The sequence below is a fragment of the Arthrobacter sp. Y3221160 genome (genome assembly GCF_059092585.1).
The window spans coordinates 852,592-867,130 of sequence record NZ_JBNHHU010000001.1; the positions used below are offsets into that span (position 1 = coordinate 852,592).

The window sequence follows — 14,539 nt, forward strand, 5'->3', positions numbered from 1 at the left end:
CGGCTAGGACAGTTTCGGACAAGCGCAACGGCACGTCCCGAAATCGGGACGTGCCGTTGCGCGGGGCCTTGTGGTTATTCGCCGTCCGGGCGTGTCCGGTTCGGCTTGCGGTCAAAGAAGTCGCGGGCTTCGGCGGCGCCCTGATCGTCCGCCGGCGCCGGCTCGTCCGGCTGGTCCTCCACCGCGACGTCGGGAACCTCACGTTCGGCGGCGGACCCGGCGGGCACCGAGCCGTCCACGGATCCGGCGGCCGCGCCTCCGGCGGACACCGTGCCGGCCGAAACGCCGCCGCCAGCGGCAGTCTTCCCCTCCACAGGCTTGCCGGAAGATGCAGCCGGTGCATCGCCGTCGTTGGTTGCCTGGCGCGGCCCGGGCACCAGTTCGGCACTGCGGTAGAGCAGCCCGGCGATCACCGCACCGAGCAGCGGGGCCGCCCAGAACAGCCACAGTTCGCCCAGCGGGCTGCCGTCCGCGAAATACACCGCGGCCGTGGAGCGGGCCGGGTTCAGTCCGGCGTTGGAAATCGGGAGCATCACGGCGGTCAGCACGCCGAACGCAAGCCCCACCGCGTACGGGGCGCTGCGGAGCCGGTCCAGGGACGAGGTGGCACCGAGGTAGACCGCCACGAGCAGCCCGGTGGCGACGGTTTCGGCCAGGAAAACCCCCGCCATCGAGAAGCCCAGTTCGTCGCCGCCGGCGTAACCGTTGGAGATGGACGTGAACACGCCGGCCGACTGGGCGCTGACCGGGTGGCTGCCCATGATCACCCAGAGCACGACGGCGGCCAGCGAGGTGCCGGCCAACTGCGCCAGGACGTAGGGCAGCACCGACTTCCAGGAGGTCCGGCCCGCGAGCGCGCTGCCCAGCGTGATGGCCGGGTTGAAGTGGCCGCCGGAGACGTGGCCGAACGCAAGCATGCCGGCAACGACCGCCAGGCCGAAGCCGAAGGGGACGCTGAAGCCGCCCTGCGGATTGAACATGCCAATCCCCAGGGCGCCGAAAAAGAGCAGGAACGAACCTGCCGCTTCGGCGCCGATGCGGGCCGAGTAGCTGCGCCCCTCGCCTAGCCGGGGCGGGGCGGCGTGGACGGCCGGAGCCGGTGACGCGGGGTGGGCTGCTGCCATGGATACTGTCCTTCTGCAGGGCCGGCCAGCAGCCGGCGGGTTACTCAAAACTACTCCACTCTGGCATCGGGGTCTGTGAGAAAGCTGGGTGCTGCCCGGGAAGGATGCCCGGCGAAAGGTCCGGTCCCGCGCCTAAGCTGGTAGTCGTGACTAACGATGCCCCGCTCCCCGGTTCCCCCTCCGCCGACGCGCCGGACTTCGCCGGCAGCGCGCCGCCCCCTCCCGGCACCATGCGGCCCGCTCCCGGCGCCGCCCAGCCCACACCGGTTCCCGCCGCCGTGCCGCCGCCCGTGACCCAGCCGGAGACCACGGCCCACGCGGTGCCGGACTTCGCCTCGCGGGTGCGCGGTTGCCTGCTCGGAGGCGCCCTGGCGGACCAGTTGGGGGCCGGCGTCGAATTCGACTCCTTCGACGCGATCGCCGGGCGCTTCGGGGCGGACGGGCTGCGGGACTTCTCCCAGCTGGCGGAGCCCGGCCACTTCTCCGACGACACGCAGTTGACGCTTTATACCCTCGACGGGCTGACCGAGGCGCTGGAATGGGCCAATGCCGGTACCGCCGCCGACGAAGCCGCCTGCCTCTGGCTGGCTTACCTGCGCTGGTACGCCACCCAGGAGGGCCGCTTTCCGGACAATGCGCCGGAGCCCCAGCCGCGCTGGATCGACGAACAGGACGTGCTGCACGCACGCCGCGCCCCCGGCGCCGCCTGCCTGTCCGGCCTGGCCACCGGGGAAATGGGAACGCGGGCGCGCCCGGTCAACCGGGACTCGAAGGACTCCGGCACGGTGGTCCGGTCGGCTCCGTTCGGGCTGCTGCCGTTCGTCGACGACCAGACGGTCCAGCGGCTGGCCACGGACGGTTCGTCGCTCACCCACGGCCATCCGACGGCGCACCAGAGCGCGGCAACGTTCGCCACGCTGATCCGGCTGCTGGTGCACGAACAGGCCACGCTGCCCGGCGCCGCCGTGGCCCTGCTGGCCCGCACCGAGCAGGACCCGGCCGCCGCCGAGTTGGCAGGGAGGCTGCGCGCCGCCATTGAGCTGTCGGCAGGCGGCCCCGTGCAGCCGGCCGTGCTGACCGCCACGCTTGGCCTGGGCCGGGTGGCCGAGGAAGCCCTGGCCATCGCCCTCTACGCCGTCTTGGCGACGGCGGACAGCACGACGCCGGAGCACCACTTCCGCCGGGCGGTCGCCGCGGCCATCAATCACGACGGCGACAGCGACTCGGCCGGCAGCCTCGCCGGGAACCTCCTGGGCGCCCATTACGGCGAGGCGGCGCTCCCCGCCGAATGGCTGGGCGCGCTGGAGGCCCCCGACGTCATCCTCGGCATGGCGGAGCGCTTCCTGGCTCAAACCCAGGGCTGAGCCCGTGGACCACGACCGCACTGCCCCCGCGCTGCCCCGCCAGGACGGGAAGACGATCCTCGTGACCGGTGCCAGCGCCGGCCTCGGCTACTTCGCCAGTGAACAGCTGGCCGCGGCGGGAGCCACGGTGGTCATGGCTGCCCGTGATGCGGCACGCGCCCGGGCAGCCATGGAAGCCGTCCGCCGCACTGTGCCCGGCGCGGACGTGCACTTTCAGGAGCTGGATCTTGCCAATCTGGCCTCGGTCCGGCAAGCGGCAGGCGAACTTGCCGAGCGGGGGCGGATCGATGCCCTGCTGGCCAACGCCGGGGTGATCGGTTCCCGGGAACTGCAGTTCACCGCCGACGGCTTCGAACTGCAGTTCGGCACCAACCACCTGGGCCACTTCGCGCTCGTCGCCGGGCTGATGCCTGTACTGCGCCGCAGCCGCGGCCGCGTGGTGCATGTGGGCAGCATCAGCCATCGCTGGGTCCGGCCGGACTTCCGCCGGGCCGCTCTGCCGGCCCGGTACAACAGCTACCGGTCCTACGCGCTGTCCAAACTGGCGGTGATGAGTTTCGGATTCGAGCTGGCGAACCGGCTTCACGCGGTGGGCTCGCCGGTCGCTTCCGTGGTGGCCCATCCCGGGTACGCGCGCAAATACTTCACCCCGGACCGGCCGGGCCTGCAGCTGTCGCGTCCGGCGGCGGGCTGGCAACGGGTGCTTTTCGGGCTGGTGGCGCAGGGCAAGGACGCCGGCGCCCGGCCGCTGGTGCACGCGGCAGCCGCCGAGGAGGTCCGCAACGGCGACTACTGGGGACCGGACGGGCCGTTCCAGCTGACCGGACGCCCCGCCGTCGTCGCGCCCCGGCGGCACGCCCGCGAGCGCAACGCCGCCTCGCGGCTGATCGACCTGTCCGAGGAACTTACCGGGGTAGGCCTCCGGCTCTGACTCCGGCGGCGGGTCAGCGGCGGCGGGTCAGGCGCTGTGCGCGGGCCAGCGTCCCCCGATCATCTGCAAGAACTCGCCTTCGGACAGCACCTCGATCTGCTGGCCCCTGCTGTGCAGCTGCAGCACCTTGTGTGCCTTGGCCGTGACGCGGCCGCTCTTGAGGTCGGAGGCGACGAAACCGTCGCCGACGACGAGCACGGTGGTCTTCCGGGTGACGTTGCTGGCCGGCCGGGCCCCCAGCTCCGCCGCCCGGTTCTTCGCCTCCTGCCGCGACAGGCCCAGATTGCCGGTGAACACCACGGTCTGGCCGTACAGCGGGTGGGAGTCGTCGGCCGCCTGGTTGGGCTCGGGGTTCTCCCCCTCGTCCGGCCAGTAGGTCCAGGCCGACGACGGCGCCGCGCCCCCGGCCGCACCCAGCGCCTGCCGCTCGAGCGCGGTCCGGGTGGGTTTGGACACCGCCGCGCTGCCGTGGAGGTAGGCCTCTAGGCGCGAGGCACGCAACTGCAGGGCGGTCAGCAGCTCGGGAATGCTGCCGGCTGAGTTGCGGCCGGCGATGTCGATCATGATGCCGGCGCAGGCCCGCGCGTCCGCCACGGCGTCGTGGTGGTTGTGCAGCGGCACGCCTGCGGCCTCGGCGACGAACGGCAGGGAATAGGAGACGAGCGAATAGCTGCGCCGCGACAGGATGACGGTGCAGGCGTAGTCGTAGGCCGGCCCGGAGAGTTCCGAGACCTCCAGAGCTGATCGGATCACGCCCATGTCGAAGGCGGCGTTGTGGGCGACCAGCACGTCGGAGCCGATGAAGGCTGCCAGGTCGGCGAAGATCTCGCCGAAACGCGGCTTTCCCGCGACCATGCCCGCGGTGATGCCGTGGATCTGGACGTTGCGCCGGTCGAAGTGGTCGAAGCCCTCCGGCGGCCGCATCAGCCAGGAGGCTTCCTCGACGATCCGGCCGTCACGGACCTTGCTCAAGCCGACGGAGCATGGGGAGCCCCGGAACCCGTTTGCCGTCTCGAAATCGATCGCCGTGAAGTCAACTGCCACGCGTTCAACCCTAAGCGACGGCACCGACGGTTATGCGCCTGCAACACACCCGACGGCGGCCCCGGCACGCGCGCTGGGGCCGCGGTCCTGCGGACGGGTCAAGGCTTGGTCAGGGGGTGGCCCGGCGGAGGGTCAGGTAGGATCCGGCCGCCAGGGCCGCGCAGAACAGCGCCGTCCAGCCGGAGGTGCTCAGCGGGGTCTGGGTTACCAGCCACCCGCCGACGGCCGGCCACCAGCCCTGCCAGGCGATCAGGCCCAGCAGCCCGATCAGGACCACGGCGATCGCGATCCATGTGACCAACATCCCGGTCGCCTGCCAGCGTTTGTAGATGGTGGCGAACCAGAAACCGATCATGAACAACGCCACCATGGCGATGAAGTAGAACAGGATCTGCACCATCGGGCTGCTGTCGGCGATCCAGCCCAGGGCATACATCCTGCCGTTGAAGCCCCAGCCGCCGGTGGCAACTTCCAGCAGGCCCAGCAGGTAGTAAAGGACACTGACGGCAAGAGCAACGACGGCGAACAGTCCGACGGTGCCGAGGTAAAGGTACGGCGGCTCACGCTCATCGCCTGCGAGAACGGGAACGTCAGTGTCAGCGACTGGATGCCCAGCGCCAGGAAGTACCACATCACCGCCTGCGCGGTTCCGGAATACAGCGTCCCGCCGTCGGCAGGAATCATCGCCCAGATGGCCAGGGTCACCAGAAAGGAGGCCAGCAGGATTACGGCGGGGATGCCCAGGAAGGTCCACTTATTGATCAACTGCATGCGCGCTACGTTGACGACGCGGTTCATTTCAGGACCTCCAGCTCGGAGTCGGCATCGGCGACGGCATCGGTTGCAGCAGTGGTCTTCCGCACGACCAGTAGTTGGAGCGACACCGGCGCCAACTCCACACCGAGTTCCGCAGCCTCGTCGCGTTCGCTATCCGACAGCCTGCCGTCGATGGTCCACGAGGCCAGTGAGCCCAGCGATTCGCGGTGCAACACTTCCCGCCCCGCCGCGAAGGACCTGACCGCTGCGGCGCCGCCGGCCACGGTGAAGGCCGTCCCGCGGATCGCTTCGGCGTCGTCGTCCATGATGATCCGGCCGCGGTCGATCAGCACGACGTGCTCCAGCAGGTTCGCCACCTCGTCGATCAAGTGCGAGGAAAGGATGATGGTGCGCTGATGGTGGGCGAAGTCCTCGACCAGCCGGTCATAGAAGATCTGGCGGGCCACGGCGTCGAGCCCCAGATAAGGTTCGTCGAAGAATGTTATCTCCGCGCGGGATGCCAGCCCGATGATCACGCCGACGGCGGAGAGCTGGCCGCGGGAAAGCTTCTTGATCCGCCGTTTGGGCGGGAGCTGAAAATCCTCGACCAACCGGTCTGCGTAGGCCTGGTCCCAATTCCGGAAGAACAGGGCGGCGGACTTGAACGCCTGCCGGGGAGTGAAATCGTCCGGGTACTTCTGTGATTCCCGGATGAAGCAGATCCGGGACAGCACGGCGTCGTTTTCATACGGGTGCTGCCCGAAGACCAAGGCTTCACCGCTGCTCTGGAAGCCTTGGCCAGTGAGCACCGACATCAGGGTGGTCTTGCCGGCGCCGTTTCGACCCAGCAGACCGTAGATCCGGTTGCCCTCCAGACGCAGGCTGACGTTGTCCAGTGCCTTGGCATCGCGGTAGGACTTGCTCACCTGCCTCAGTTCGATGGCGGGTGTGTTCTGGTAGCTCATGGGGACACGCTTCCCTCTGTCATGTCGCTGGTGGACTCGGTGCGGTGGAGCATTGCGGTCAGCTGTTCGGTGCTGATACCCAGTTTTCGTGCTTCCCGGGCCATCGGCTGAACGTACTCGCGGTAGAAGTCGTCACGCCGGCGGGCCAGTAAGCGGGAGCGGGCTCCGGCGGCTACGAACATGCCGATCCCCCGCTTCTTGTAGAGAATCCCGTCATCGACCAAGCGGTTGACGCCTTTGGCCGCGGTGGCGGGATTGATCCGGTAGAAGGCGGCGAACTCATTGGTGGACGGCACCTGGCCTTCCTCGGCCAGCGCCCCGTCCACGATGTCGTTCTCAACTCGTTCGGCGATCTGGAGGAAGATCGGCTTTGAGTCATCGATCACTGCCGCCTCCCTTTCCCGGCCCATTGCACCCCTTTCGGTGCAGGGGTTCATTACTTGTGTAGCTAACCATACAACAGGTGGAGCTGTTGTCAACTGGAGGAGGATGGGGCGACTGAACGCCTAGGCCGAGCCGGCCCGGAGCTCGTACGCGGGCTCCGGGGTGCGGACGCCAGGCAGTTCCCGTCAATACGGCGGCGGCGCACTTGGGCCAGCGGGCATCACGGTGGCGGCGCAGGCCCCGTCAAGGATGTGAGGGATCACGGTGGCGGCGGACTGCCGTCAAGGGGTGTGAGGGCGATGCCTGGCGGCCGGCGGCCCGTCAACGGCGTGAGGGCAGCACGGTGGCGGCCGGGGGCCCGTCAAGGTGTAAAGGCAGCGGGGTGTCAGCGGCGTGGCGTCCGTCGCCGTAAGGGCCGGTGGGGGCTAGAGCAGGATTCGGGGTGCGGAGGAACTGGCGGCGGAACGGAAGGTCTACAGGGCCGGCGGCAAAGCTGACCGATGGGAGGATCAGCCCTTAGCAGCTACCTACGCCCGCCGGTTCCTGATCTTGCGGATCCTGGTGGTCAACCAGTACAGACCCGCAACAACGACAACGACAATGACGATCTTCTGGAAGACGCCGGCGTACTCCTCCACGATGTGCCAGTTCTCCCCCAAGTAGAAGCCGGCCAGCACAAAGATGCTGTTCCAGATCAGGCTCCCGGCTGCGGTCAGCGAGAGGAACTTGCCCATCGGCATGCGCTCGATGCCGGCGGGGATGGAAATCAGGCTGCGGAAGATCGGGATCATGCGGCCAAAGAAGACTGCCTTGTAGCCGTGGCGGTTGAACCAGGCTTCCACCCTGTCCACATCTTCCAGGTCGATCAGCGGAAGCTTGTCGGCAATGGCGCGCATGCGCCGTCGGCCCAGCCAAGCGCCCAACCCGTAAAGCGCCCACGCGCCGATAATCGAGCCCAGCGTGGTCCATACCAGTGCCTCGATAAGGCTGAAGCTGCCGCGGCTGGCCGTGAAGCCTGCCAGCGGGAGCACCACTTCACTGGGCAGCGGCGGGAAAAGATTCTCCAGCGCGATCGCCAGACCCGCGCCTGGTGCCCCGATGCCTTCCATCAGCCCTACGGCCCACTCGGCCACCCCGGTGAGGGCAGAGGTATCATCTGCGGACTGGGCAGGGCGGGGACCGGACATCAGGTAAGGGATCAGCATGCTCATCGTGTACAAGTCTGCCTTACCGCCCCCGTCATGACCGAACCGGGCGTCGGGTCTAGACGGTGCGGACAGCCGAAGAGGTGCAGTTCGCTCGCAATCCGCGCAGCTATAACTTAATTGCCCTCATTGCTGGATGTGGGGAACTGCGCCTACACATCAGTCGAAAGCGCCAGCGACGCCGTGTTCGCCCTGTCGACTCCCCTAGAGCCGCTTGGACGGCGAACGCGGACCTGAAGGCGCCACCTGCAGCGAGAGTGCCTGGTAGTGGTGGCGGGGTGGAGGTGTAGGTGTGTCCGGTGGGGGTGATGGTTTCCACCGTGTGGTGGGGTCCGTCAAGGGTGCGGCTGGACCAGCCTTCGGCTTCCTTTGACTGGTTGCATTGTTCGCACAGTCCCTGGCCGTTGGCCATGGTCGTTTCACCGCCTTGCGTCCAGGGCACGATGTGGTCGATGTGCCGGATCGGGGCGTCGCACCAGGGCCTTGCGCAGACGGCGTCGCGGGCGTGGATCATCCGGCGCATCCCGGCGGGGAATTTTCGTGCGGCCGAGTCCATCCCCAGCAGCTGCCCGGTTGCAGGGGCGGTGTAGAGGCGGCGGACCCAGATGTCTTCCACGGTGGCCTGTTTCAACACCTTGTTGCGTTGGGCCTGCTCGCGGGCGGTCTTCCACCCCGGTTCGGTCCCGGCCGGCGGCGCCTGCTGCCCCGCCCCGCCCGGCGGGCTGCCATCGGCTGCCGGCGGTTGCGGCGGGCGGGTGAGGTTGCGGGCGTAACCGGCAGCGACGATGCCGTGCCCGGTCAGCCAGGCAGGTTCGGCCTCGCCCCGGAGCAGGGCACGGTCGGTCATCACCAGCTGGATTTCCAGCCGGGCCGGGTCGGCGGTGCTGCGGCCGGTGACGCGTTCGAACACGGTATCGGCCATCATCTGGCCCCGCGACCGGGCGTCCCCGCTGCTGCGCAGCCGGTCCGCTTCCTTGTGCAGGGCGGCCATCACCGCCACCCCCTGGACGACCGGCAGCAGGGTCCGGACCGAGACCATCGTGTCCGGTTCGGGCCGGGAGGACACATGCCGGTCCGCTTCGGCCTTCGCCGCCCGGCCCACCACCGAGCGGGGATCGAGCCGGTAGGCCAGGCGCTTGGCTTCGGCCCGCAGCGCCCGGTTCCCGAGCCCGTGCAACCGCTCCCGGTTCCCGGCAAGTTCCCGGTCCACCCGGGCCCGGTGCTCCGGGGACAGGCAGCCGGTTTCCTGGGCCAGGATCTCGGCCCGGTATTCGTTCAGGCTCCCCGCCGCGAGGGCGGCCAGGGTGTGCGGCATCTGTGTGACCAGAGTCCGGGACAGGTTCAGCAGGACCGCGGCACGGTGCGGGGACTCGCGCCGGGCCAACCCGATCTGGCCGGCCACCCCGGCGCCCTGCCGGTCTTTCGGGACCCCGGCGCAGGCACGGCGGGCACGCACCGATTCCTCCAACGCGACCTGCACCCTGGCCTGCGCGGCCGCCGCGGCAGCCTTCAGGTCCTCCAACGCCGTAAGCTCTTCCACCAACTCCCGCTCCGACGCACCCACGTCGATGCCCTCAAGGGCAACGGCCGCAGCGCGAACAGCGGCAGAATCCAGCGGAGCCGCCACCGGCCCGGCGCCCCGCAACAAACCTTCGCCGGCAGGTGATACCGGGGCGGCCAGGTCTGTGACCGACGGGGCTGCGGCAGGCGGTCCTGCAACAGGCGATGCTGCGGCGTCCGCGGCTGCGGCAGACGACGTTACGGCAGACCGGGCTGGGGCAGACGGGTCTCCGACAGGTCCTGCAGCAGGCGATGCTGCGGCGGGAGGATCGGGTACGGCCGGATCAAACATCTCAGCGTCTCAATCTTCAGCATGCGTACTGCATGGCCTCGACTACGAGCGGTCACGAACCCTGCACGGATCCGCAGACGCCGCCGGCAAACCCACAACCCGGCGGTCAACGATGGTGCTGAACTGCTACTGAAAACAGGCTATTCGCCGCCACTGACAGTTTCGGAGGATGCAGAAATCCTCCGCAGAAAGCGGTCAGTCCGCAGGTGTGGGGGCGCCGCAAGCCGCCGACAGTGGCCCCTCCGCTGCGGCGGGTCCACCGCTGCGGCGGGTCCCCGGCTGCGCTGCGGCACGGCCTCTCCGATTCCTAGCCGAGTGCCGCCACTATGTGAGGCAGCAGCGCGCGGAACGCCTGGCCGCGGTGGCTGATGGCGTTCTTTTCCTCCGGCCGCAGTTCGGCACAGCTGCGGTCCATCCCCGCTGGCTGCAGGATGGGGTCGTAGCCAAATCCGCCGGAGCCACGCGGCTCTGTCAGCAGGGTGCCCGCCAGCCGACCCTCCTCGACGGCTTCGAGACGCGGCGATACAACGCTTGCTGCGCAGACGAACGCGGCCCCGCGGTGCTCGGGCGCGATATCGGACAATTGGTTCAAGAGCAGGCGCAGGTTCGCTTCGTCGTCGCCGTGTTTCCCGGCCCAGCGGGCCGAGAAGATGCCGGGCGCCCCGCCGAGTACGTCAACGGCCAGGCCCGAGTCGTCGGCCACCGCCACCAGTCCGGTGGCTTCGGCCACGGCGCGTGCCTTCAACAGGGAGTTCTCTGCGAAGGTGAGACCGGTTTCGACAACGTCCGGGACCCCTGCCGTGGCAGCGTCGATCACCTGGGTGTCCACGTCCAGCCCCGGTATCTGGCCGCGCAGCAGGTCACGCAATTCACGCAGCTTTCCCTGGTTGCGGGTGGCCAAGACCAGCCGGGGCTTGATTTCCTGCCCGGCGTCCGGCGCTCCGCCGGGCCCGGCGCCTGCGGCCGCGGTGTCAGCCACGGATGACTTCACCCAGCGTCTCCGCCAGCGTGTCCCGCTGGATCTGGGCCAACTGGGCGGTGCCGGCAAGAGCCAGGTCCAGCAGCGCGTCGAGTTCCGCACGGTCGAACGGCGCGCCCTCAGCGGTGCCCTGGACTTCCACGAACTGGCCGGATCCGGTGACCACCACGTTCATGTCCGTTTCGGCGCGCACGTCTTCGACGTAGGGCAGGTCCAGCATCGGCACGCCGTCGATAATGCCGACGCTCACGGCCGCGACGGTATCGGTGAGCGGGCGGGCCGAACGGGCGATCAGCTTCTGTTCTTTAGCCCAGTGCAAGGCGTCGGCAAGGGCCACGAAAGCGCCGGTGATGGCCGCCGTGCGCGTGCCGCCGTCGGCCTGGAGCACGTCGCAGTCCAAGACGATGGTGTTCTCCCCCAGCGCCTTGGTGTCGATGACCGAGCGGAGCGAGCGACCGATCAGCCGGGAAATTTCGTGCGTGCGGCCGCCGATCTTGCCTTTGACGGATTCGCGGTCGGAACGGGTGTTGGTGGCACGGGGAAGCATCGCGTATTCGGCCGTCACCCAGCCGCGTCCTTCGCCCTTCAGCCAGCGGGGCACGCCCGCAGTCACCGATGCGGTGCAGAGCACGCGGGTGTTGCCGAACTCGATCAGCGCCGATCCTTCGGCCTGGTTGGACCAGCCGCGCGTGATGCTGATCGGACGCAACTGCTCGGGCGTCCGGCCGTCGGCGCGGGCGGCGGCAGCGGGCATGGCGGAACCTGGATCAACATCAATCATGAGTCCACCCTATCGGCTCGCAGCGGCCGCGGTCGCTCGGGGGCCGGAGCTCGCAGCCGCCGCAGCCCGGAAGACGTAGCCGCCACCGGGCCGTGGCCGCCTAGACGCCGGCGCCCGACTCGTCCAAGGGTCGCGCCGAAGACGTCGCCGCCACCGCCCCGCTGCCGCTTAAACGACGTAGCTGACGCCGGCTACCGCGACCGCGAGATCGCCGACGTAGGTTTCGCGGGCCTCCTCGACGGTACGCACGGAGTCGTTCCAGACGGGCAGGTGGGTCAGCAGCAGCCGCCGGACCTGCGCCTCGGTGGCAGCGGCACCGGCCCGCTTTCCGGTGAGGTGCACGCCGTCGACGGCGTCGTCGCGTCCCTCGTGGAAGGCCGCCTCGCACAGGAACATGTCCGCGCCGAACGCCGCTTCGACCAGTGCGGGACAGCTGTCGGTGTCACCGGAGTAGGCCAGCACCCGCGTGACCGGCCCCTCGGACGTGGGCTCCGTAGCCTCGACCCGGATCGCGTAGGCCTCATCGACGGGGTGGCGCACCGGATACGGCGTGATGGTGAACGGGCCCAGCTTCACCGGTTCCCGTTCCGCCCAAACGTGGAAGTCGAACTCCTCTTTCATGCCCGGATCCAATTCCAGCCCGTAGGCGGTGGCCATGCGGTCCGCCGTGGCGGCCGGCCCCCACACGGGGATGCGGCCCTTGGTCCAGCCGTCGGGATTCCAGCGCACCGCCACATGCAGGCCGCACAGGTCCATGCAATGGTCCGGGTGCAGGTGGCTCAGGAAGACGGCGTCGATATCCTCCAACGCCATGTAGCGCTGGGCGGTGCCCAGGGCGCCGTTGCCCAGGTCGAGCAGGATGCGCCAGGTTCGCTCGCCGTCGTGGGCGCTGACCAGATAGCACGACGCCGGGGACTGCGGTCCGGGAAACGAGCCGCTGCAGCCGATGATGGTCAGGTTCATGCCCGCTCCCCCGGGTTGTACTGCCCCGATGCACCGGCAAACGGCGAAACCTTCGGGCCCGCCTGCGCCCCGGCGCGCGCGGCGGCAACCATCTCCGGGGTGATCCTGGCCATGCTCCCGGTGGGATACTGCGCCGCCACGTGCTCCACATGCTCCACGGCGATCACTTCCGGCCCCAGGAACCGGCGCGCCAGCACCTCGAAGGATGCGGCGTCGCCCGTGGCAATGAAGTGGTGCCGGCCCGGCGTCCCTTCCGGACGCAGCAGATCGTGGGACACCAAAGACCGGTAAACATCCTTGGCGGTCTCTTCCGCGCTGGAAACCAGCGTCACGCCGTCGCCCATGACGTAGGAGATCACGCCGGTCAGCAGCGGATAGTGCGTGCAGCCGAGCACCAGCGTGTCCACGTCGGCACGCTTGAGCGGCTCCAGGTACTCCTCGGCGGTGGACAGCAGCTCCTGGCCGGCCGTCACGCCGGCCTCAACGTATTCCACGAACCGGGGGCAGGCCACGGAGGTCACGTCGAGGTGCGGCGCGGCGGCGAAGGTGTCCTCGTAGGCGCGGGAACCGACCGTGGCCGAGGTGCCGATCACGCCGATCCTGCCGCTCCGCGTGGAGGCGACCGCGCGGCGGACGGCCGGCTGGATCACCTCGATCACCGGGATGCCGTAGCGGGCAGTGTAGCGCTCCCGGGCGTCGCGCAGGACGGCGGCCGAGGCGGAGTTGCAGGCGATCACGAGGAGCTTCACGCCGGCGTCCACGAGTTCATCCATCACGCCCAGCGCGTTCGCGCGCACCTCGGCGATCGGCAGCGGCCCGTAGGGACCGTTTGCGGTGTCGCCAACATACAAGATGGATTCGTTGGGCAGCTGGTCTATCACTGCGCGGGCCACGGTCAGCCCACCCACCCCGGAATCAAAGATGCCGATCGGAGCTGCAGGTTGGATCAACATCTTCAGTTTCACTGCCTTTCCGGGCTCATGTTCACTAGAGGATAAGACGTTGGCAGCCGGTTGAGCGAACTTCTGCGCGGCTTCTGTTAGCCATCTCACAGTGTTTCCCCGCCGACGGCGGCCTCCCGACCGGGGCGCAGCAGGGCGTGGGTTCGGGAAGGGTGTGGCCCGTCCCCGCGGTCCGCGGCCCGGCCGCCGCAGGGCTTGGCCCCGCGATCTCGGGGCCTCGGGTTCACGTGTCTACGGACGCGCCGGGGCATGGCTCAGCGGTGCCGACCCGACGCGGCGCTGGCTCAGCGTGGCTCAGCGGTGCCGGCCCGACGGGTGGTCCAGCCCGTCCAGCAACGCCTGCATCAGGGTCTCCTGAAGCCACGTCATGAAGTTGTAGACCAGCGCCAGATAGGTCTCGAGGTCCTCGGCCTGGGACCAGTCGTCGATCTCGTGCAGGGCCTGGGCGTCCTCGTCGGTGCGGAGCTCCAGCCGCTCGGCCAGCACCAGACGGACGTCGTTCACGGCCCGGGCGAACAGCCGGGCCTGCTCGTCGGTCAGGTGCAGCGGCGTCTGTTCGAGCAGCAGCGCACTGGCGCGCAACGCTCCGAGCTTGTCCTCCCGCAGCGAGCGTTCGGTGAGCTTGCGGAACTCCAGGGCCTCGCCGTCGTCGTGCTCCACAGCATCCGGCAGCAACCGGAGCAGCGCGGGGTCCCGGGGCTTGGCGGCATCCATGTCCAGGCCGACGATCGCCGCGAGCGGATCCTCGTCCTGCCGGTCGACTTCCAGCATGGCGACGACGTCCGCGAACAGCTTTCGGATCAGGTCCCGCTCGGCGGGTTCCAGGAACCCGGTGATTCCCTTGCGCGTGTGCTTGAATGCCTTGGCCATCTACGCCTGGTCCGCCTTCTGGTACGTGGCCCACAGGCCGAACGAATGCATCGCCACGGTGTCCCGCTCGGCCTGCTCGCGGCTGCCCGTGGCCACCACCGACTTCCCCTGCTGGTGGACCTCGAGCATCAGCTTGCGGGCCTTGGTTTCCGAATAGCCGAAGTAGCTTTGGAAGACATAGCTGACGTAGCTCATCAGGTTGACCGGATCGTTCCACACGATCACGACCCACGGGGTGTCCTTGGCCGTAAGTTCGGCGGATTCCGCGCGGCGGGACGTCTCGATATCCGAGTCCAGCACGGTTGTGCAGGAGGGAAGGATGCTCACGGTCATGGCTTCCATTGTAGGCAGGGCGCGCC

At 69.0% G+C, this 14,539-nt stretch carries 15 protein-coding genes; 2 read left to right on the forward strand and 13 right to left on the reverse strand.

Features of this window, described 5'->3' with window-relative positions:
- Nucleotides 1-74: 74 nt before the first annotated feature.
- Nucleotides 75-1,124: an MIP/aquaporin family protein gene (locus tag AC5RWG_RS03895; protein WP_494166452.1), complete on the reverse strand. Its 1,050-nt coding sequence runs from the start codon at nt 1,122-1,124 to the stop codon at nt 75-77.
- A gap of 146 nt (nt 1,125-1,270) precedes the next feature.
- Here AC5RWG_RS03895 and AC5RWG_RS03900 point away from each other — a divergent pair, with 146 nt between their 5' ends.
- Complete coding sequence (locus AC5RWG_RS03900; RefSeq protein ID WP_494166453.1) at nt 1,271-2,488, forward strand: ADP-ribosylglycohydrolase family protein; 1,218 nt, start codon at nt 1,271-1,273, stop codon at nt 2,486-2,488.
- A 4-nt stretch (nt 2,489-2,492) separates the two neighbouring features.
- Nucleotides 2,493-3,419, forward strand: coding sequence for an SDR family NAD(P)-dependent oxidoreductase (locus tag AC5RWG_RS03905; RefSeq protein ID WP_494166454.1), 927 nt, complete (start codon nt 2,493-2,495; stop codon nt 3,417-3,419).
- A 27-nt stretch (nt 3,420-3,446) separates the two neighbouring features.
- Here the strand turns inward: AC5RWG_RS03905 and AC5RWG_RS03910 are convergent, their stop codons facing one another.
- The 12 genes from AC5RWG_RS03910 to clpS all read right to left on the reverse strand — a co-directional run bounded on the left by AC5RWG_RS03910 (nt 3,447) and on the right by clpS (nt 14,513).
- The gene (locus AC5RWG_RS03910) at nt 3,447-4,463 is read right to left on the reverse strand and encodes a 3'-5' exonuclease (RefSeq protein ID WP_494166455.1); all 1,017 of its coding nucleotides are present in this window, start codon (nt 4,461-4,463) and stop codon (nt 3,447-3,449) included.
- 109 nt (nt 4,464-4,572) lie between these two features.
- Entirely contained in the window at nt 4,573-5,094 is a 522-nt protein-coding gene (locus tag AC5RWG_RS03915) for a hypothetical protein (RefSeq protein WP_494166456.1), read from the reverse strand.
- A 163-nt stretch (nt 5,095-5,257) separates the two neighbouring features.
- Entirely contained in the window at nt 5,258-6,184 is a 927-nt protein-coding gene (locus AC5RWG_RS03920) for an ABC transporter ATP-binding protein (RefSeq protein ID WP_494166457.1), read from the reverse strand.
- Nucleotides 6,181-6,570: a GntR family transcriptional regulator gene (locus tag AC5RWG_RS03925; protein ID WP_494022839.1), complete on the reverse strand. Its 390-nt coding sequence runs from the start codon at nt 6,568-6,570 to the stop codon at nt 6,181-6,183. Before AC5RWG_RS03925 ends, AC5RWG_RS03920 begins: the two co-directional genes overlap by 4 nt.
- Nucleotides 6,571-7,095: 525 nt before the next feature.
- Nucleotides 7,096-7,773, reverse strand: coding sequence for a DedA family protein (locus tag AC5RWG_RS03930; protein ID WP_494023295.1), 678 nt, complete (start codon nt 7,771-7,773; stop codon nt 7,096-7,098).
- Between the two features lie 109 nt (nt 7,774-7,882).
- On the reverse strand, nt 7,883-9,400 hold the full coding sequence (locus AC5RWG_RS03935) for an HNH endonuclease (protein ID WP_494166458.1): 1,518 nt from the start codon (nt 9,398-9,400) through the stop codon (nt 7,883-7,885).
- A gap of 532 nt (nt 9,401-9,932) precedes the next feature.
- Nucleotides 9,933-10,544, reverse strand: a complete 612-nt coding sequence (rdgB, locus tag AC5RWG_RS03940; protein WP_494025782.1) for an RdgB/HAM1 family non-canonical purine NTP pyrophosphatase — start codon at nt 10,542-10,544, stop codon at nt 9,933-9,935.
- A 52-nt stretch (nt 10,545-10,596) separates the two neighbouring features.
- A complete protein-coding gene (rph, locus tag AC5RWG_RS03945; protein WP_493979743.1) occupies nt 10,597-11,385 on the reverse strand; it encodes a ribonuclease PH in 789 nt (262 codons plus the stop codon).
- Between the two features lie 168 nt (nt 11,386-11,553).
- Nucleotides 11,554-12,348: an MBL fold metallo-hydrolase gene (locus AC5RWG_RS03950; protein WP_494000101.1), complete on the reverse strand. Its 795-nt coding sequence runs from the start codon at nt 12,346-12,348 to the stop codon at nt 11,554-11,556.
- A complete protein-coding gene (murI, locus tag AC5RWG_RS03955) occupies nt 12,345-13,301 on the reverse strand; it encodes a glutamate racemase (RefSeq protein WP_494001275.1) in 957 nt (318 codons plus the stop codon). The genes AC5RWG_RS03950 and murI overlap by 4 nt, the downstream gene beginning before the upstream one ends.
- 303 nt (nt 13,302-13,604) lie before the next feature.
- Nucleotides 13,605-14,180, reverse strand: coding sequence for a DUF2017 domain-containing protein (locus AC5RWG_RS03960; protein ID WP_494025640.1), 576 nt, complete (start codon nt 14,178-14,180; stop codon nt 13,605-13,607).
- A complete protein-coding gene (gene clpS, locus AC5RWG_RS03965) occupies nt 14,181-14,513 on the reverse strand; it encodes an ATP-dependent Clp protease adapter ClpS (protein WP_493979739.1) in 333 nt (110 codons plus the stop codon). It lies immediately after the preceding gene.
- Nucleotides 14,514-14,539: the final 26 nt, after the last annotated feature.